The sequence below is a fragment of the Allobosea sp. BE125 genome (assembly GCF_031456075.1).
Lineage (GTDB): Bacteria > Pseudomonadota > Alphaproteobacteria > Rhizobiales > Beijerinckiaceae > Allobosea.
This window is the reverse complement of record NZ_JAVDTY010000001.1, coordinates 1,078,916-1,095,615: the sequence shown is the minus strand read 5'-3', so window position 1 is coordinate 1,095,615 and position 16,700 is coordinate 1,078,916. Positions and strand designations below refer to the sequence as shown.

Below are 16,700 nucleotides of genomic sequence, written 5' to 3'. Positions count from 1 at the left end.
ACAAGACGGCAGCCTGAGCAAGACGGCGGCCTGAGCGCGGCATTCAGCCCTCATCCTGAGGAGTGGACGAAGCCCACGTCTCGAAGGATGCTCCAGCACGCTCTCAACCATCCCTTGAGATGCCGCTTTCGCGGCCCTCAGGATGAGGGCTGCGACTATCGACAAAGGAGCCGGGCATGATCCACCAACTGCGCATCTACGAGATCTTCGAGCGCAACAAGGCCGCCTTCCACGCCCGCTTCCGCGACCATGCGATGCGGATCATGGCGCGGCACGGCTTCCAGATCGTGGCGATGTGGGAGACCGCGAGCGCCGGCCGCACCGAATTCGCCTATATCCTCGCCTGGCCCGACAACGAGACCCGGACGGCGCGCTGGACGACGTTCCTCGCCGACCCGGAATGGATCGAGACCAAGCGTGTCACCTCGATCGAATATGGCAATCTCGTCGGCACGATCGAGGACCGGATCATGACGCTGACGGACTATTCGCCGACCGGCGCGATTTCCGCTTGAGCGCAGGCGCCGAGCCCGCATTGGGCAACGCCGACGGGGGCCGAGACATGAAGGCCTCGGTCCGGCTGAGAGGCTTGATTGCTGGAGCCTGGCGCCAGCCGCGAACGCAACCTGACCTTCCAAAGTCCACGGCTTGGCTCAGAACCTCTCCGTCATCCCTGGGCGTCCAAAGGGCGTCCCGGGATGAGGATTCTCGTCCGGTCCAAGGCCGTTAGCTCTGGCTCAACAGATCCTGCATCGCGATCAGCGCGGTAGCGTAGCCGCGAGCGCCGAGCCCGGCCATCACCACTGTGACGACCGGCGAGATCAGGGATTTGTGGTAGATCGCCTCGCGCTTGTGGACGTTCGAGATGTGGAACTCGATGATCGGGCCCTCGAACATCTTGAGCGCGTCCATGATCGCGACGGAGGTGAAGGTGAAGCCGGCCGGGTTGATGAGGATGCCGGCACCCTCGTCGATCGCCTCATGGATCCATTCGATCAGCTCGTATTCCCGGTTGGACTGGCGGAAGACGATCTCGCGCTCAGGCACCGCAGCCCGGCAGAGCGCCTCGACCTCGGCCAGCGTGGTATGGCCGTAGATCTCGGGCTGGCGGCGGCCGAGGCGGTTCAGATTGGGTCCGTTCAGGACATAGATCGGCTTTTTCATGGACAGGCTCCGCAGCGACCGCCGCTAACTGGCTAACCCGCCGCGCCACCGGGATGGCGGCGCGGCGGCGAGCCGCGATCAGCTGACGGTGAAGGGGATGTTCTCGATGCTGTCCGGGAATTTATGCACCGGCACCTTCATCCACTTGTCGTAGACCTTCTGAAGCTCGCCATTGGCCTTGATCTTGTCGATGAAGACATTGATCGCGGCGTTGATCTCCTTCTCCCCCAAACGCGTGCAGGCGCCGTTGTAGAGGTTCTGGAATTCGAGCTTGTTCTCGAAGATGCCGGGCCGCGCCTGCTCGATCCGCTGGAGGTAGAAGATGTTGCCGCCCAGCGCCTGGACCTGGCCCGAGACCAGCGCCTGGATGCTCGGCGCATCGCCGTCATAGCGGCGGATCGTGGTGTTGGCCGGCGCATTCTTGGTCACTTGCGTGTCCTGGGCCGCGCCCTTCGCCACGCCGATGGTGTAGCGGCCCATATCCGCATTGGTCTTGATGCTTTCCGCCTTCGGGCCGATCAGGACGATGGTGTTGGCGACATAGGGCTTGCTGAACTGCACGGCCTTGGCCCGCTCCGGCAGCATCGCCATCGTGGCGAAGAGCAGGTCGACGCGCCCGGTCGTCAGCGCCGGAATGCGGTTGTTGACCTCCAGCGCCACGAACTCGATCGCGACGCCGAGCTCCTTGCCGAAGAGCTCGGCAATATCGGCATCCAGCCCCTCCTGCTTGCCGGCGCTGTTGACGAAACCCCAGGGCGGGTTGTCGCCCTGGATCCCGACCACCAGCTTGCCCCGGCTCTTGATCTCGGCCGGCGTGATCGCCAGCGCGGGCCGGGTCGCAATCGCCGGCGCAGCGAGAAGCGCAGCGCCTCCCAGCAGGATGTCGCGTCGCAAAAATTTCGGTCCAGACATCGGTGTTCCCTCCCCAGGGCTACGGGTCGCACAGCGCTTTGCGGCCGTGATCGGCTCTCGCTCCCGCTTGCCGCGGGTAGCTCGGCTATCAATCTTTCATCTGCTGATATTAAATTCAACTGATGAATCATAAAATATCAGATATAATTGGAGCCGGCATCGGCTATGGTGCCCCGGCTGGCCTCCTTTCCCGCCCCGGTCTATGCCGGAGCGCGATAGGCCCAGGGACGAGCCTGCGAATGCGAGCACTGTGAATGAACGAGCTTTCGGCCCAGATCCTGCGCGACGAGACCGACGCCGGAACGGCCGGCGAGCAGGCCTATGAGCGGTTGCGCACCGACATCGTTTTCGGCCGCCTGCAGCCCGGGCAGCGGCTCAAGCTGGAAAGGCTGCGCCTCGATTACGGCGTCGGCATCAGCACCTTGCGCGAAATCCTCAACCGCCTGGTGCCGGAAGGCCTGGTCGTCGCCGAGGGACAGCGCGGTTTCCAGGTCGCACCCTGTTCGGCAACCGACCTCAAGGAGATCGCCGCGCTGCGCCTCCTGCTCGAACGCCATGCGATGGAGCAATCCTTCCAGGCCGGCGACATGGAATGGGAAGGCCGCGTCGTCGCCGCCCATCACAAGCTCGCCCGGATGGAAGACCGGCTGCTTGCCGGCGACCGCTCCAATGCCGAACCCTGGAAACGCTATGACTGGGAATTTCATCAGGCACTGGTCTCGGCCTGCGGTTCGCGCGCGCTGCTGGCCCTGCATTCGGGCGTCTATGACCGCTATCTGCGCTACCAGATGGTCTTCGTCATCTTCCGCGGCGAGATCGCCGCCGACGAGCACCGGGCCCTGCTGGACGCCGCCTTGAAGCGCGAAGCCGCCAGGGCACAGGAGATCCTGTCCGCCCATATCTGGGGCTGCGTCGACTTCGCGCTCAGCCGGGGTCTGTCGAGCTGAGGCCGACCGCTTCCCGGTTGACAGCCCCTCCGGCGCGGGATTTAAGCAGCGCATGACCAGCCCCGCCCTGCTCCGCACCCAGCAGTATTACGCGCTCTTTTCATAAGAGCGGGCGCATTTTCATGTTCAACCGCTGCGTTTGGCGGATGAACTAAAGGCAGTCACCCGGCATCGCGGCCCCCGAGAGGACCAGACGATGCCTACCCAGCGACATTCATTCTCCTCCATCGGCCTGATGGGCTTTGGCGCCTTCGGCCGGTTGATGGCGCGGCACCTCCAGCCGCATCTGCCGCTTGTCGTCTTCGATCCGGCGCGCGCGCCTGAAGCCGACGGCGCGGGCATGGGCCTGGCTCCCGGCGGCATCGCGCAGGTTGCCGCCTGCGACATCGTCATCCTCGCCGTTCCGGTCGACCGGCTGCCGGAGGCCATGGCGAGCCTGCGCCCGCATCTGCGCACCGGTGCGATCGTGCTCGATGTCGGCTCGGTTAAGATCGAACCGGCGCGCCTGCTGCTCGCGGGCCTGCCGGGCGATGTCGAGATCATCGGTACGCACCCGCTCTTCGGCCCGCAAAGCGCGCGCAACGGCATCGCAGGCCTGAAGATCGCGCTCTGCCCGATCCGCGGCGAGAGCTTTCGCCGGATCGCCGCCTTCCTGCGCCATGTCCTGAAGCTCGACGTCATCCTGACCACGCCGGATGCGCATGACCGCGACATGGCGATGGTGCAGGGGCTGACCCATCTCGTCGCAAAGATCCTCGTCCGCATGGAGCCGATGCCGCGCCGCATGACGACGAAGAGCTTCGAGCTGTTGATGCAGGCGACCGAAATGGTGCGCCATGACGCGCCCGGCGTCTTCCTCGCAATCGAACGCGCCAACCCGCATGCGCGGGCCGTGCGCGAGCGCTTCTTCAGCTATGCGGAAGAGCTGACCGAGACCTTGGAGCATGGGCATCGCGCGGAGAGCGCGGAAGGGTTGAGCGCGGAAGCAGCGGAGCGCGAAGCGTCAGCCGCGTGAGATGGCGAGCATCCTGCGCCGCACCTGCCAAGTGCAGCCGCTATTGCGCGAAATAGGCCGAAATCCGCCGGTTCGCATTGATCTGCCAACGGTCGTCGGTGCTGAGGAAGCCGTCGGTCGGGCTCGATGACGCGGCGAGGCCCGCGCGCTTCATCTCGGCCGATTTCTCCGCTTCGGCAGCGCGGAAGCGATAGTGATCGAACACGTCGAGCACATGCGCGGCATAGGCCTGGGCGAGCGAGGGATCGCGCTGGATGATCACCAGGTTCTCATCGTTGGAATAGGAGGCCTTGTAACCGAGATTGTGGCTGCCGAACGCGACCACGCAGTTCTCCCGGTCGAGCGGGTCGATCACCAGGATCTTGTCGTGGATGATCGCCTTGCCCGCGCTCAGGATTTCCTTGTTGACGAAATTGCCGAGCCCGCGGCCGATATCACGATCGGTGAGCGCGGTTGCGCGCACGACATTGACGCCGCCCTGCTGGATGATGAAGGGCGAACTCGGCACCAGGGGTTTGCCGTCCGGGCCGACGCCCGAGGGCTGATAGCCCCAGGCCAGCGGATCGGAGATCGCGCCGACCACCTCCAGGCTGGTATCGGCCAGGCCGAGATCGATCGCTTGCGAGATGATCGAGTGCACCCCGCCCTTGGATGGCAGGAACACGGCGAACAGGATCATCCTGTGCGCGCGGCGCATCAGCGAGAACAACCGGTCCATGTCGGGCGGCGGCGCCGGTTGGCGCTTGGCGCGCGCCGAAGGCGGCTGTTTTGCGCCTGGCACATTGGGCGAGAACCAGCATTCGAACGCAGCGCCATTGGCGAGATCGCCGGTTACCGGCGTACGGTCGGCGGCCTTTACCACATCGCCCTGATCCGCCCCCGTATTGGCATCCCCCGTATTCGCAGGCTGCGGCAACGGGTGATCGAACAGGCGCTGCCAATATCCGAGGAATGCGCGCGCCACATTCGCATCTTCGATGACGATGCAATTATTGCTCTGGCCAGAGATCCCGCTCCACGTCCAGTTGGTCGAGCCGGTCAGCACCGACTGAGGCGTTCCCTGGTCGTCAGACCAGATGACGAACTTGTTGTGGCCGATATGGCCGCTGCCATTGAACAATCGGTCCTGCATCCGGAACGTCGCTCCCGGCGCATCGGCGATTGCACGCAGCGCCGCGCGGGCGTCCTCGTTTCGCGTGTCGTAGTCGGTGTGAATGACCTTCTTGGTCACCTTGTCCTTGGTGTCCCGGGAGCCTGCATCGGACAGGATCAGCTGCATGCGGGGAGCTGCTGCGACCAGAAGATCGAGCAACTGCCGATCTTCAAGCTCGTAGAGGGCGGCATGGAAGCGCCCGCCCGCTCGGCTCAGGAACTCCGTGATCGTGGTGGGAACGTCGCCGGCGAGATAGCGCCGCAGCACGTCAGCCGGGTCGCGCAGCCGCGCTTCGAGTTCGCTGCGCCCGATCTTGCCGTCATCCTCCTCGAGCACGCGGATCAGGAACTGGCTCGAGAGAATGCCGTTGGTGAAAGTGGAGATGAACGGCCCCCGTCGCCGTGTCGCCTCGACGATATTGGTGAAGGCCGCGGGTCCCAGATAGCCGAGCCGGACCGGCGCGCCTTGATAGCCATGCTCGACGCGCCGATTGCGTTTTGCGTCCCAGTGGCTCTCGCGGACGGGCACCACTTCTTCGAGCCCGGCGCGCAAATGGCCTATCGGACGGATGCGGTAGCGCAGCCGCTCATTTTCGGGCCGGAGATTGGCGGCGTCACGACGGCGCCGCAGCGTGAGGTCGCGCCAATTGAACTTCTGTATCGGCCAGACACTGGTGTTCTGTGCCTGCCAGTCGGGGTTCGACTGTCCCTGGAAAGCGACATAAGCGGCAAGCGGCCGCTCGCTCGTCACCTGATCGTTTGCGTCGAGATATTCTCGGACGATGTGGAAGCCGACACAGTCAGGGATCGGATCGGGATCGGTCCGCCATGCCAGGAACGCGACCTCGTTGTTGACGATTGCGGTTGCCTTGATGATCTGCATCATGCCGCCCCCAGACCACGACCCAGCCCGGCGGCCGGTGGTGGCACGATAGAATGCGCCTCGCCGATGACCAATGCATGTCGCTGTCGCGTCGAGTCCGCAACTGGTGGTTGACGGACATAGCAGACACGGGCCGGCTCAGGCAGACTCGCAAACCTCTATGGGCTCGCCGAACCATCGCGATGCGGCCTGAGCAGCTTCCTCGGGGTCAGGGGCGCCTTCAACGGCCCAGGCGACGACGCCATCGGGACGGACAAGCACAGCACTCAAGCCCAGCCGATCCCTGGCGTCACCGGCGACATAGGCAATGCGACCATTCCAGCGCGTTGCAAGCGCCTGGAGCGGAGCACCAGTGTCAAAGTCCAGCAACAGGCCTTTGCCTGCCCTGAGGAGATCGCCGAGCGTGCTCCCGTCGGCCAGCGCGAAGTCGGGAGCGCTGCGGCCCAGCAGCGGGTGGCCACCGCCAAGATCATAGCGGAGAGAAACACCCCAGACGCGCTCGGCGAAATATGTCGCGCCGTCACGCGTATCGATGAGATCGCGGATGATGGCTTCCAGCGCGCGTGAACTCTTGGCTGGCCGCATCAGCGCGACCTGGGCGCGCGACCAGTCAAGAACCTGCGCTCCCACCGGATGCCGTTCGCTCGCATAGCTGTCGAGGAGACCGACCGGCGCGTCGCCACGGATCGTGGACGCCAGTTTCCAGCCAAGGTTCATCGCGTCGCCGAGCCCGAGATTGAGCCCCTGGCCGCCCAAGGGCGAATGGATATGCGCGGCATCGCCGGCGAGCAGCACCCGCCCCTTGCGGTAGGCGGTCGCCTGGTAGGCGCGATCCGTCCAGGTCGTGGCAAGCTTCAAGGCCGTCACAGTGACGTCCGTGTCGGAGATGCGGCGCAAAACCGCCTGCACGTGCTCGAGCGTGACCGGCCGGGTTCGATGGAAGGCGCCCCCGTCGAACGCGACCATCGCGATCGTCCCGGGCCGTGAGTAGGTATACATGCCCGCAGGCGTGTAATGGCGACCAAGGCGGAGCTGATCCGGATCGGCCATCTCGACATCAACGGAATAGCCGGTGAACTCGGGATCGGTGCCGGCGAACGCAAAACCGCCAGCCTTGCGAACCGTGCTGCGGCCGCCATCGCAACCGACAAGCCAGCGTCCGCGAAAAATCTCGCCGCCAGCGCGAACGGTAACAGCGTCATCCGACTGGTCGAAGCCTTCGACGCCGCGGCCGCGCCTGATCTCGACGCCCATCGCGTTTGCGCGAACCGCCAAGGCGGATTCGAGCTGTTCCATCTCAACCAACATGCTGGTGCTGGCCGAATTTGGCAGGCGATAGGGCCATTTCGAGGTGTCGATCTTGTCCTCGTAGAACTGGATGCCGGCGAAATGGCCGCCCGGGCGGCGCGGCTGTTGCATCCAATGCGCAGCTGTCAAAGCACTGCCGGTGCCCGAGCCGTCTTTCGCGGGTTGCGGCGCCGCGATCTCGTTCAGCAATCCGCGGCGGTCAAAGGCTTCGATCGTCGGCGTTGAGAGGCCGCGCATCCCGAACGGAAGCCGCTTCAAGGGCGAGCGCGGGTCCTCGGCCTGCTCCAGCACCAGGACCGAAACGCCCGCGAGACGCAGCTCGCAGGCGAGAAACAGGCCGACAGGGCCAGCCCCGGCGATCACGACATCGTAGATCAAGGCAAATTCCTCAAGTGCCCATCGGATCGATGCCGACCGCGATGATGCGCGTCGGCGCGCTCGATAGGGCAAATTATTATACTCAGTGTAAATTTATCTATGGTATAGATATCGACATGTCAAACCGACTCGGACTCCGCGACCGCAAGAAGGAGATGACGCGTCAGGCGATCTCCAACGTCGCCACACGCCTGTTCGTCGAACGCGGCTTCGACAACGTCTCCGTCGCCGATGTCGCTGAGGCAGCGGACGTCGCGAGGAAGACGGTGTTCAACTACTTCCCCCGGAAGGAGGATCTGGTCTTCGATCGCGAGGAGGAAGTGCGCGCGCTGGTGCGGGAAGCACTCGCCGGTCGCGATGGGTACTCGCCGGTCGAGGCGTTCCAGACGCTGATGCGCAGGCTGGTCGAGGCGCAACACCCCCTGTTCAGGATCACGGAGCGGCCCGTCCAGTTCTGGCGCACCGTCGCGGAGAGTCCGGCCCTGACTGCGCGCGCCCGCGAGCTTCAGGTGACGCTCGCCGATGATCTCGCAGCCATGCTGTCCGACGCGGTGGGCAGGCGGCATTCCGACCCCGACGCGCGTCTCGCGGCGGCGATGCTGATGGCCACGCTGGTGGTCGCTTACGGCGAGGCGCTACGCGCCTTTCGCGGGAACCGAGAGCCCGAGGCAGCTTTCATGGGCGTGCTGGAACGCGGCTTCGCCGGCGTCGCCGCCGCACTCGTCGGCACGCCTTATGTCTGACTTCGAAGAATGTCCGGCAGATCGGCGCGGTAGCCGGCAAGCAGCTCGAAAACAAACCTTCGCAAGGCCCGCCGGGGGTCGAGAGCGGCCGTCAGTGACGCAACGAGGCCACAAGCCTCACGCCGCCTTCGCCTCGATCTTCAGGAATCCTGCGAGCTTGCCGGCAGACAGCCCCGCCTCCTTCGCGATCCGCAGCGCCAGCGAGAGCGCGGCCGGACGCAGCTGGCCGAGCGGGCGGTCGAGCCAATAGGAGACCGGGTTGAGCGCAGTGCGAGGGTCCACCATCGCGACCCGGCCCGCCTCAACCTGGGCATGCGCCAGAGGCGGGCGGGCGAGAGCCAGACCAAGCCCGCAGGCGGCAGCGTCGAGCACGAGATTATAGTCCTCGAACCTTCGATCCTGCGGGCGTGGGCGATAATCCAGCCCGTGGCTCGCAAACCAGGCACGCCAGCCGGCGGCATCCGAATCATGGATCAGCGGATGCGCCAGCAGGCGCTCCGGCCGGCCCTGCCCGATTGCCCGAGCGAGCTCCGGCGAGGCGATCGGATAGCACCATTCCTCGAAGAGCTGCACCGAGACGCGGCCGGGCGCGCCGCCGCGCCCGCAGCGAATGGCCAGGTCGATGCCCTCATCCTCGAGATCGACGCGACGATGGTCGACCTGCAGCACGATGCGCAGGGCCGGATTGCCGCTTTCGAGCTGGTGCATGCGCGGCATCAGCCAGAGGCTGCAGACGGAGGGCGTCGCGCTGAAGCGCACCACGGCCGCGCCCCGCGCTTCGGTCCAGCGGTCCGAGGTATCGGCAATCAGCGAAAACGCCTCCTGCGTGCGCTGGAGCAGGCGTTGGCCCTCGGGCGTCAGCGCCACGCCACGCGCCTGCCGCTCGAAGACGCGCAGGCCCAGCCAATGCTCCAGCTTGGCCACCTGCCGGCTGACCGCGCCATGGGTCAGGTTCAGCGCCTCGGCCGCGGCCGAGAAGCTGCCGGTGCGCGCCGCGGTCTCGAAAGCGCGCAGCGTGTCGAGCGGGGGAAGGTTCGAGCTGTGATCCATTCTCACAGCTCGCCCTCGAATTCATCGTTTGTCAATCAGCTGGGGCGGGTATCTATGGCGGGTCATGCTCTCTCCTCGATGAGGTTCGCCATGACCGCCGCCTGCACCGCAGCGCCAATCCCCGCCAAGTCCTCCTTCGACTCGACGACGCTGGGGCTGGCGATTTTCACCATCATCGCCTGGGCCTCGGCCTTCCCCGCGATCCGCGCCGCGCTCGGCGGCTTCGGGGCGCTCGAACTCGGCGCGGTGCGCTTCGCCATCGCCGCCGTACCGGCCGCGCTGTTCCTTGCCGTCACGCGGCCAAAGCTGCCGGAATGGCGCGACGCCTGGCGCTTCGGCTTCGGCGGGCTCGTCTTCGTCGCGGGCTACACCGTGCTGCTCAATCTCGGCCAGCAGACGGTCTCGGCCGGGGCGGCAAGCTTCATCATCAACATCAACCCGATCATCACGGCGGCGCTCGCCATGCTGGTGCTGGGCGAGCGTTTCAGCGGCAGCCAATGGCTCGGCAGCGCGATCTCGCTCGCCGGCGTCGGGGTGATCGCCTTCGGACAGAACGGGGCTGCGCTCGACCTCGGCATCGGTGTGCTGCTGGTGCTCGGCGCGGCTTTGTGCAACTCGCTGACCACCATCGTGCAGAAGCCGCTCTTCGCCCAGCACAAGCCGCTGACGGTGACGGCCTGGAACATGGTGGTCGGCGGCCTCCTGCTCTCGCCCTTCCTGCCAAGCGGCATCGCCCAGGCGCAGACCGCCTCGACCGCCAGCCTCTACGCCATGTTCTATCTCGCCATCGTGCCGAGCCTGATCACCTATGCGACTTGGACGACGCTGCTCTCGCGCCTGCCGGCGGGCCGCGCCTCGAACCTGCTCTATGCCGCCCCGCCGGTCTCGCTCCTGATCAGCTATCTCTGGCTCGGCGAGGTGCCGAGCCTCCTCGGCATCCTCGGCGGCGCGATGGCGCTGGGCGGCGTCGTCATCGTCAATCTGAAGCGCTGACGCCGCGCTTCCAACCCGGCGGCGGGGCTGCGATACTGCCCCGCCATGCCTGTGACGATCTTCCTCCTGCGCGCCGTCAATCTCGGCGGCGCCAGCACCATCAAGATGGCGACCCTGCGCGCGCTCTGCCCGCCGCTGGGCCTTCGCCATGCCGCGACCCTGCTGCAGAGCGGCAACCTCGTCGCCTGCCATGACGGCGAGGCGCGCGACATAATCGCCCTGAAGCTGGAAGAGGCGATCGCCGCCACGCATTCGCTGCGCCCGCGCGTGATTGCCCGCAGCCAAGGCCAGTTGCAGGACATACTCGCGCATTCTCCACTGCCGGCCGCGGAGCGCCAACCGAACTGGCTTCTGGTGATGCCGCTCGACGCGGTCCCGGCTGATGGCGCAATCGACCGCCTGCGCGCCTGGCATAAGGGGCCCGAGGAGATCAGCCTGCGCGGCCGCGATCTCTATCTGCATTACAGCGAGGGCATCGGTCGCTCGAAGCTGACCAATGCCGTGATCGAACGGCATCTCGGCGTACAGGGCACGGCGCGAAACTGGACGACGCTGACGAAGCTCGCGACGCTGGCCCAGGAGGTCGCCGCCCATGGCTGAGACCGGAGGTGACGTCACGATCAGGCCGCTCGATGCCACTGACGCGGAAGCCTATCAGGCCTTGCGCCTCCAGGCGCTGCTTCAGGCGCCCGAGGCCTTTGGCGCAAGCCATGCCGAGGAGGCGGCGCGCCCGCTTGAAGCCTTCATCGCGCGCATCACGCCTGCTCCGCCGAGCCTCGTCTTCGGGGCATTCGCGAATGCGGAGCTGGTCGGCATGGCGGGTTTCCTCGCTGGGAACTCCGAGAAGAGCCGGCATCGCGGTACGCTCTGGGGCGTCTATCTCGCGCCGGGCTGGCGCGGGCGCGGCGGCGCTCAAGCGCTGATCGAAGCGGTAAGGGCCCATGCGGCGCAGCATGTGCTGGTGCTGCAGGCGCGCGCCGTGACGACCAACAGCGTCGCGCTGCGCCTCTATGAACGCCTCGGTTTCAAGCCCTATGGCATCGAATCGAAGGCGCTACGCATCGACGGCGCATTTTTCGACGAGGCGCTGCTGGCGCTGGATTTTTCGGAGGCCGCGCCCGACTGAACGCCGCGATAGAGTGTTTTCGAGCGAAGTGGATCGGAAACTGCCCCAGCCATATTGATCAGCGTGAGCGGCGCTCCAGCGCTTCGGCAAGCCAGATCACGGCCTTGCGCCCCGCGAGCAGGGCCTCGTCCTTCGTCTTGTAGCTCAGGCCGGAATAGTGCTGCACCGGCGTCCAGGCGCCGCCATCCTCGACGTCGCGCCGGAATTCCTCGAAGCCGAAGCTGCCGTCCGGCCGCGAGAAGCAATCGACGCAACGGTCATGCTCGGCGTTCTCGACGCTGTCGAACACGAGCCAGGATGGGTCGATGCGCCCCGACATGACCTTCGTCAGAATCCCCGCGCTTCCAGCGCCTTCTCGGCATCCGTGATGTAGTCGCGCACCACCGGCACGGCGCTCTTATGCGGGCCGAGCAGGAGCTGGAAGACCATGTCGCCGCCGATGTCGAAGGAGATTTCGCAGGCCGAGAGATAGAACTCCCACATCCGCGCGAAGCGCTCGCCCATCATCGTCACGACCTCCGGCCGGTGGGCCATGAAGCGCTCGCGCCAGGCATGGAGCGTCCAATGGTAGTGCCGCCGCCAGAACTCGCAATCCGACGACCACAGGCCGGTCTGTTCGACCGCAGCGAAGACCTCCGACATCGCCGGCGCGTAGCCGCCCGGGAAGATGTATTTGTCGAAGAACGGTCCGGTGAAGCCCGGCGGCCCGACGCGGCCGATGCAGTGCACCAGCGCAATGCCGTCCGGCTTCAGCAGGTCACGAATGGCCTCGAAATATTCAAGGTAATGCGCGACGCCGACATGCTCCATCATGCCGACCGAGACGACACGCTCGAAGCTGCCCTTGAGCTCGCGATAGTCCTTGTTGATGAAAGTCACGGCATCACCGACGCCCGCGGCTTCTGCGCGCTTCTGCGCAGCCGCCATCTGGTCAGGCGAGACGTTGAGCCCCGTCACCTTCGCGCCGCAGGCCTTGGCGAGATAGATCGCGAGCTCGCCCCAGCCCGAACCGATATCGAGCACGGTCATGCCTGGCTCGATCTTCAGCTTGGCCGCGAGATGGCGCAGCTTGGCCTTCTGCGCAGCTTCCAGCCCGACCTCGGGGCTGTGCCAATAGGCGCAGGAATAGGTCATCGTCTCGTCGAGCCAGAGCTTATAGAACTCGGTCGGGATGTCGTAGTGGTGCTTGACCTTCTTGCCGGCGAGCCCGAGCGGGTTGTGCATGCGGAAGCGCCGGATGCGGAAGCGGATATTGCGGACGACCTTCTGGATCGGGTGCTTGCGCAACTCCTTGCGCTGCATCCAGAACAGCGACAGCAGATCATGGATCGACGAGCCGTCCTCGAAATCGATCCGGCCGTCCATATAGCCTTCGGCCAGCGCCATTTCCGGATTGAGGAAGATCTCGCGTTCGATCTTGTCGTCATGGAAGCGCACGGTGACGGCCGGCGCCGTCTTGATCTGGCCCGCGAACAGGATCTCGGCCGGCCCGGAGCCGAAGACATGGCGCTGGTTGTCGGGGGTGATCACGGTCAGCCGGCCGTGCCGGACGAAGCGCTTCAACAGCTTGGGTAGCAAAAACATCGTCGCCCTCGGATTCGCGCGAAGCTTAGAGCCGGCGCCGCGCTTGGCAAGCCGCGCACCCTCGCCGCCTCGCGGAGGCGCTGTCTCCAGCCCCGCGCAACCCCACTGGATCAGGTTCTCGGGCCGAAGCGCAACGGCAAGAAGGCAACGCGCATGGAAAAACGAAGCTCGAAGCGCTGGCGCTCGCGCCTGCGCTCGGCGAAGCTGTTCGACGCGTCGCAGCGTTTCCTCGTCGAATGTCGCATCATGGACCTGTCGCCGAGCGGCGCCCGGCTGAAGCCGGAGAGCGACCGGCCGCTGCCGCTCGAACTTCGCTATCACGACGAGGACAAGATCTTCGCGCCGGCTGCCCTCATCTGGATCAGGAAGCGCGAGATCGGCATCCGCTTTCTCGACGAGGCCGCAGCCGAGGGAGAGGCCACAGACCCCAAGCCCCTGGACGCTGAGTTGCGCAACGCTTCGCCATCGGCCGAGAGCCGGACGATGTCAGATGCGACCAGGACGTGATCCCATCTGACATCCGAATCCATCTCTCATCCAGGAGTGAGAGCAGGATCACTGCAAAAAACCGGTTTCCACTTTTCCGCATCCTGCTCTAGTCGTGGCGGGACCGGCCGCAGGAGGCTGCCGGCAAGCGGCGAACGGCGAGACCATGTCCTGGCGCGATTTCTGGAACGGCGAGCATTCCATCTACGTTTCGCCGCGCCACAAGGCGCTGCATTACCGGCAGATCGCCAAGGACCTGGTCGGCCAGATCCCGGCGCCCGACGCCACCGTGCTCGACCATGGCTGCGGCGAGGCCTTGAGCGCCGACCTTGTCGCCGCCGCCTGCGGCAAGCTCTATCTCTGCGAGGCCGCGCCGAGCGTGCGCGAACGGCTGCGGGCGATGTTTGGACGCATCGGTCATGTCGCCGTGGCCTCGCCGGAGGAGATCGAGGCGCTGCCGGAAGCAACGCTCGACCTCGTCGTGGCGAATTCACTGATCCAGTATCTGAGCCGCGAGGAACTCTCGGCCCTGCTGCTCACCTGGCGCGCCAAGCTCAAGCCGGGCGGCAAGCTCGTCATCGCCGATGTGATCCCGCCCGATGTCAGCCCACTCACCGACGCCTCGCAACTCCTGGCGTTCGCCTGGCGCGGCGGGTTTCTGGCGGCAGCGCTGGCCGGGCTCGTGCGCACCGCCTTCTCCGACTACCGCAAGCTCAGGGCGCAATACGGACTCTCGACCTATACGGCGGAGCAGATCACGGCGCTGATCGCGCAGGCCGGTTTCGAGGCCATCGCACCGGCCAGGAATTTCGGCCACAACCCGCACCGCATGACCTTCGAGGCGAGGCGTCCCGGCTGATAGGCTTGTACAAAACGATCCGTCATTTTCGCTCGCGTTGAACAAATGCAGCCGCCATGCCGTCTGAACGGCATGGCGGTTCCGACAGAGGCGAACCTGCGATGATTCAGTTCGACTATCTGTTCGATCCGCTCTGCGGCTGGTGCTACGGCGCCACGCCGATGATCGCGACACTGGCGGACCATGACGAGATCGCCCTGCGACTGGTGCCGACCGGGCTGTTCGCCGGCCCGGGCGTACGACGTATGGACGAGGCCTTCGCGGCCTATGCCTGGTCGAGCGACCAGCGCATCGCGCAAATGACCGGGCAGAGCTTCACCGAGGCCTATCGCAGGCAAGTGCTCGCCGTAACGGACCATCTCCTCGATTCAGGTCCGGCCTCGCTGACGCTGACAGCGGTTGCGCGGCATGCACCCGAGCGCGAGCGGGAAACCCTCCGGGCGATCCAGGAGGCGCGCTATGTTGAGGGGCAGGACATCACAGCCCTGCCGGTTCTCCTCGGCATCCTGGAGCGGCTCGACCTGCCGGCGGCTGCAGCAGAGCTCGCCAACCCAAGCGACGAGCTGCTCGCGGCTGATGAGGCGCGCATGACGGAGGGCCGCGCTCTGATGGCCTCGCACCGCGCCAGCGGCGTCCCGGCTCTCATCCGGCACGATGGCGACGAAACGCGGCTACTGCGCTTGGACACGCTCTTTGGAGACTTCACCGCCTTCCTCGCCCAGCTCGGCCTGGCCCAACCGGGCAGAGTGGCCCCGTGAGCACTGGCTCGCCGACCTGGCCGGGCCGGGTTTCGCCCTGCCGCGCGGCGCGCTAAACCGGCATGGTCGCATCGGCGCGCTTGTAAGGACATATCCCATGCATATCGGCTTGATCGGGGGCATCGGCGTTGCAGCGACGGTGGTCTACTACCAGCGCCTGACGGCCGCCGCTGCGGCCCGCGGCGTCGCAAAGCTTGAGCTTACGATCGTCCATGGCGAGATTCAGGAGCTGATCCGCAACAATCTCGCCGACCGCAAGGCCGAGCAGGCCCAGGCGTTCCTTCCGCTCGTCACGCGCTTGAAGGATGCAGGCTGCGATTGCGTCGCTCTGTCATCGCTGGGGGCGCATTTCTGTCTGGAAGAGCTGGCAGCCCTGTCGCCCTTGCCGATCGTCTCAGCCGTCGCTCCGCTCGACGCCTATTTCGTTGAACAGGGCATCAAGCGGGTCGGCCTTCTCGGAACGCGGGTCGTCATGCGCACACGCCTTTACGGCCAGCTTGCTCGCACGGACGCCATCGCATTGGACGACGAGATCGAGCGTCTCGGTCAAACCTACCAGGACGTCGCAGTCGCCGGCACATGCTCAGCCGCGCAGCGCGAGCTGTTTCTCGACGCAGGCAGGCGCATGACCGAGGCCGGCGCTGACGCGATCGTTCTCGCCGGAACCGATCTCAATCTGGCTTTCGATGGGCAAAACCCTGGATATACGGTCATCGACGCGCTGAGTATCCATGTTGCGCTGCTCGCGGATCTGGCTTCGGGACGTCAGTCCTTGAGCGATATTCCATCATAGCGCCGAGGGCATTCGCGCTTTCGAACACACCCAGCCGTGGCAGACTTGCCGGCCGTGCAGGACTTGCCAACCGTGCAGGACTTGCCAACCCTGACAGGCTTGGCGGTTCGTAGGCCGAGATGCGTCGAAGCACCTTTCAGGCCTTACTCCGCCCGGTCGGCGAAGCTGAAGAACTTGTGGCCGAGAAAGGAGAACACCATCACGATCCCCGTGGTGACGAGCTGCATCGGCAGATAGGGCAAGCCGAGCTTGCTGACGAAGAGCTGCATCAGCACGCCGGTGAGGACGAAGCCTCCGGCTGCGATCAATGCGAAACGCCAGGTCGCCTGGGCGTGGCTGTGGGTCGCGTCAAAGGTCAGCCAGCGATTCAGCGAATAGGAGACGACGGCGCCGAGCACGAAGCCCGCCAGCGTCGCCGGCACCGGATCGACATGGCCGAGTTCGACCAGGCCGATCAATAGCGCGTAATGCGCCACGGCCGTGATGCCACCGGCGAAGATATAGGCCAGGAGCTGGCGGGACTGGCGCGGGTACTGCTTGAAAGACATG

19 protein-coding genes are annotated in these 16,700 nt (G+C 65.6%); 11 read left to right on the top strand and 8 right to left on the bottom strand.

Features of this window, described 5'->3' with window-relative positions:
- Positions 1-176: 176 nt before the first annotated feature.
- Positions 177-515, top strand: coding sequence for an NIPSNAP family protein (locus tag J2Y55_RS05235; RefSeq protein WP_310148555.1), 339 nt, complete (start codon positions 177-179; stop codon positions 513-515).
- A 211-nt stretch (positions 516-726) separates the two neighbouring features.
- Here J2Y55_RS05235 and J2Y55_RS05230 read toward each other — a convergent pair whose 3' ends face one another.
- Together J2Y55_RS05230 and J2Y55_RS05225 are read right to left on the bottom strand one after the other, a co-directional pair.
- Positions 727-1,164, bottom strand: a complete 438-nt coding sequence (locus tag J2Y55_RS05230) for a type II 3-dehydroquinate dehydratase (protein WP_310148552.1) — start codon at positions 1,162-1,164, stop codon at positions 727-729.
- Positions 1,165-1,242: 78 nt separating this feature from the next.
- Positions 1,243-2,076, bottom strand: a complete 834-nt coding sequence (locus tag J2Y55_RS05225) for a transporter substrate-binding domain-containing protein (RefSeq protein WP_310148549.1) — start codon at positions 2,074-2,076, stop codon at positions 1,243-1,245.
- A gap of 254 nt (positions 2,077-2,330) precedes the next feature.
- Between J2Y55_RS05225 and J2Y55_RS05220 the strand changes: the two genes are divergently transcribed.
- On the top strand, positions 2,331-3,023 hold the full coding sequence (locus tag J2Y55_RS05220; RefSeq protein ID WP_310148546.1) for a GntR family transcriptional regulator: 693 nt from the start codon (positions 2,331-2,333) through the stop codon (positions 3,021-3,023).
- 196 nt (positions 3,024-3,219) lie between these two features.
- Entirely contained in the window at positions 3,220-4,038 is an 819-nt protein-coding gene (locus J2Y55_RS05215; protein WP_310148543.1) for a prephenate dehydrogenase/arogenate dehydrogenase family protein, read from the top strand.
- Between the two features lie 40 nt (positions 4,039-4,078).
- Here J2Y55_RS05215 and J2Y55_RS05210 read toward each other — a convergent pair whose 3' ends face one another.
- Together J2Y55_RS05210 and J2Y55_RS05205 are read right to left on the bottom strand one after the other, a co-directional pair.
- Positions 4,079-6,073 (bottom strand): phospholipase D-like domain-containing protein, encoded by a 1,995-nt coding sequence (locus J2Y55_RS05210; RefSeq protein ID WP_310148540.1) that lies wholly within the window; start codon positions 6,071-6,073, stop codon positions 4,079-4,081.
- A 138-nt stretch (positions 6,074-6,211) separates the two neighbouring features.
- Complete coding sequence (locus J2Y55_RS05205) at positions 6,212-7,759, bottom strand: FAD-dependent monooxygenase (RefSeq protein ID WP_310148536.1); 1,548 nt, start codon at positions 7,757-7,759, stop codon at positions 6,212-6,214.
- Positions 7,760-7,875: 116 nt separating this feature from the next.
- Here J2Y55_RS05205 and J2Y55_RS05200 point away from each other — a divergent pair, with 116 nt between their 5' ends.
- Entirely contained in the window at positions 7,876-8,502 is a 627-nt protein-coding gene (locus tag J2Y55_RS05200; RefSeq protein WP_310148533.1) for a TetR/AcrR family transcriptional regulator, read from the top strand.
- A 117-nt stretch (positions 8,503-8,619) separates the two neighbouring features.
- On the opposite strand, the gene J2Y55_RS05195 is transcribed toward J2Y55_RS05200, so the two are convergent.
- Complete coding sequence (locus tag J2Y55_RS05195; RefSeq protein ID WP_310148530.1) at positions 8,620-9,552, bottom strand: LysR substrate-binding domain-containing protein; 933 nt, start codon at positions 9,550-9,552, stop codon at positions 8,620-8,622.
- Positions 9,553-9,642: 90 nt separating this feature from the next.
- Between J2Y55_RS05195 and J2Y55_RS05190 the strand changes: the two genes are divergently transcribed.
- Genes J2Y55_RS05190 through J2Y55_RS05180 form a run of 3 tightly spaced genes read left to right on the top strand, consistent with a single transcriptional unit; the run spans position 9,643 to position 11,671 of the window.
- Entirely contained in the window at positions 9,643-10,545 is a 903-nt protein-coding gene (locus tag J2Y55_RS05190; RefSeq protein ID WP_310148527.1) for a DMT family transporter, read from the top strand.
- A gap of 45 nt (positions 10,546-10,590) precedes the next feature.
- Positions 10,591-11,145 carry a DUF1697 domain-containing protein gene (locus tag J2Y55_RS05185; RefSeq protein WP_310148524.1) on the top strand — a complete coding sequence of 185 codons (555 nt, stop codon included), beginning with the start codon at positions 10,591-10,593 and terminating at the stop codon, positions 11,143-11,145.
- On the top strand, positions 11,138-11,671 hold the full coding sequence (locus J2Y55_RS05180; RefSeq protein ID WP_310148521.1) for a GNAT family N-acetyltransferase: 534 nt from the start codon (positions 11,138-11,140) through the stop codon (positions 11,669-11,671). Before J2Y55_RS05185 ends, J2Y55_RS05180 begins: the two co-directional genes overlap by 8 nt.
- Before the next feature lie 58 nt (positions 11,672-11,729).
- Here the strand turns inward: J2Y55_RS05180 and J2Y55_RS05175 are convergent, their stop codons facing one another.
- Both J2Y55_RS05175 and J2Y55_RS05170 read right to left on the bottom strand, forming a co-directional pair.
- Positions 11,730-11,990 carry a hypothetical protein gene (locus J2Y55_RS05175; RefSeq protein WP_310148518.1) on the bottom strand — a complete coding sequence of 87 codons (261 nt, stop codon included), beginning with the start codon at positions 11,988-11,990 and terminating at the stop codon, positions 11,730-11,732.
- An 8-nt stretch (positions 11,991-11,998) separates the two neighbouring features.
- Positions 11,999-13,255 (bottom strand): class I SAM-dependent methyltransferase, encoded by a 1,257-nt coding sequence (locus J2Y55_RS05170; protein WP_310148515.1) that lies wholly within the window; start codon positions 13,253-13,255, stop codon positions 11,999-12,001.
- 153 nt (positions 13,256-13,408) lie between these two features.
- Between J2Y55_RS05170 and J2Y55_RS05165 the strand changes: the two genes are divergently transcribed.
- The 4 genes from J2Y55_RS05165 to J2Y55_RS05150 all read left to right on the top strand — a co-directional run bounded on the left by J2Y55_RS05165 (position 13,409) and on the right by J2Y55_RS05150 (position 16,151).
- The gene (locus tag J2Y55_RS05165) at positions 13,409-13,762 is read left to right on the top strand and encodes a PilZ domain-containing protein (protein ID WP_310148512.1); all 354 of its coding nucleotides are present in this window, start codon (positions 13,409-13,411) and stop codon (positions 13,760-13,762) included.
- Positions 13,763-13,907: 145 nt separating this feature from the next.
- Positions 13,908-14,600 carry a class I SAM-dependent methyltransferase gene (locus J2Y55_RS05160; protein ID WP_310148509.1) on the top strand — a complete coding sequence of 231 codons (693 nt, stop codon included), beginning with the start codon at positions 13,908-13,910 and terminating at the stop codon, positions 14,598-14,600.
- Between the two features lie 101 nt (positions 14,601-14,701).
- Entirely contained in the window at positions 14,702-15,358 is a 657-nt protein-coding gene (locus J2Y55_RS05155; protein ID WP_310148505.1) for a DsbA family protein, read from the top strand.
- 97 nt (positions 15,359-15,455) lie between these two features.
- Positions 15,456-16,151 carry an aspartate/glutamate racemase family protein gene (locus J2Y55_RS05150; protein ID WP_310148502.1) on the top strand — a complete coding sequence of 232 codons (696 nt, stop codon included), beginning with the start codon at positions 15,456-15,458 and terminating at the stop codon, positions 16,149-16,151.
- Positions 16,152-16,294: 143 nt separating this feature from the next.
- Here J2Y55_RS05150 and J2Y55_RS05145 read toward each other — a convergent pair whose 3' ends face one another.
- Positions 16,295-16,699 carry a GtrA family protein gene (locus J2Y55_RS05145; protein ID WP_310148499.1) on the bottom strand — a complete coding sequence of 135 codons (405 nt, stop codon included), beginning with the start codon at positions 16,697-16,699 and terminating at the stop codon, positions 16,295-16,297.
- Between the last annotated feature and the right edge of the window lies 1 nt (position 16,700).

Bases quoted from the DNA above. Each gene is read 5' to 3' on its own strand.
- J2Y55_RS05235 (WP_310148555.1), top strand. From the start codon at position 177: ATGATCCACCAACTGCGCATCTACGAGATCTTCGAGCGCAACAAGGCC.
- J2Y55_RS05230 (WP_310148552.1), bottom strand. From the start codon at position 1,164: ATGAAAAAGCCGATCTATGTCCTGAACGGACCCAATCTGAACCGCCTC.
- J2Y55_RS05225 (WP_310148549.1), bottom strand. From the start codon at position 2,076: ATGTCTGGACCGAAATTTTTGCGACGCGACATCCTGCTGGGAGGCGCT.
- J2Y55_RS05220 (WP_310148546.1), top strand. From the start codon at position 2,331: ATGAACGAGCTTTCGGCCCAGATCCTGCGCGACGAGACCGACGCCGGA.
- J2Y55_RS05215 (WP_310148543.1), top strand. From the start codon at position 3,220: ATGCCTACCCAGCGACATTCATTCTCCTCCATCGGCCTGATGGGCTTT.
- J2Y55_RS05210 (WP_310148540.1), bottom strand. From the start codon at position 6,073: ATGCAGATCATCAAGGCAACCGCAATCGTCAACAACGAGGTCGCGTTC.
- J2Y55_RS05200 (WP_310148533.1), top strand. From the start codon at position 7,876: ATGTCAAACCGACTCGGACTCCGCGACCGCAAGAAGGAGATGACGCGT.
- J2Y55_RS05195 (WP_310148530.1), bottom strand. From the start codon at position 9,552: ATGGATCACAGCTCGAACCTTCCCCCGCTCGACACGCTGCGCGCTTTC.
- J2Y55_RS05190 (WP_310148527.1), top strand. From the start codon at position 9,643: ATGACCGCCGCCTGCACCGCAGCGCCAATCCCCGCCAAGTCCTCCTTC.
- J2Y55_RS05185 (WP_310148524.1), top strand. From the start codon at position 10,591: ATGCCTGTGACGATCTTCCTCCTGCGCGCCGTCAATCTCGGCGGCGCC.
- J2Y55_RS05180 (WP_310148521.1), top strand. From the start codon at position 11,138: ATGGCTGAGACCGGAGGTGACGTCACGATCAGGCCGCTCGATGCCACT.
- J2Y55_RS05175 (WP_310148518.1), bottom strand. From the start codon at position 11,990: ATGTCGGGGCGCATCGACCCATCCTGGCTCGTGTTCGACAGCGTCGAG.
- J2Y55_RS05170 (WP_310148515.1), bottom strand. From the start codon at position 13,255: ATGTTTTTGCTACCCAAGCTGTTGAAGCGCTTCGTCCGGCACGGCCGG.
- J2Y55_RS05165 (WP_310148512.1), top strand. From the start codon at position 13,409: ATGGAAAAACGAAGCTCGAAGCGCTGGCGCTCGCGCCTGCGCTCGGCG.
- J2Y55_RS05160 (WP_310148509.1), top strand. From the start codon at position 13,908: ATGTCCTGGCGCGATTTCTGGAACGGCGAGCATTCCATCTACGTTTCG.
- J2Y55_RS05155 (WP_310148505.1), top strand. From the start codon at position 14,702: ATGATTCAGTTCGACTATCTGTTCGATCCGCTCTGCGGCTGGTGCTAC.
- J2Y55_RS05150 (WP_310148502.1), top strand. From the start codon at position 15,456: ATGCATATCGGCTTGATCGGGGGCATCGGCGTTGCAGCGACGGTGGTC.
- J2Y55_RS05145 (WP_310148499.1), bottom strand. From the start codon at position 16,699: ATGTCTTTCAAGCAGTACCCGCGCCAGTCCCGCCAGCTCCTGGCCTAT.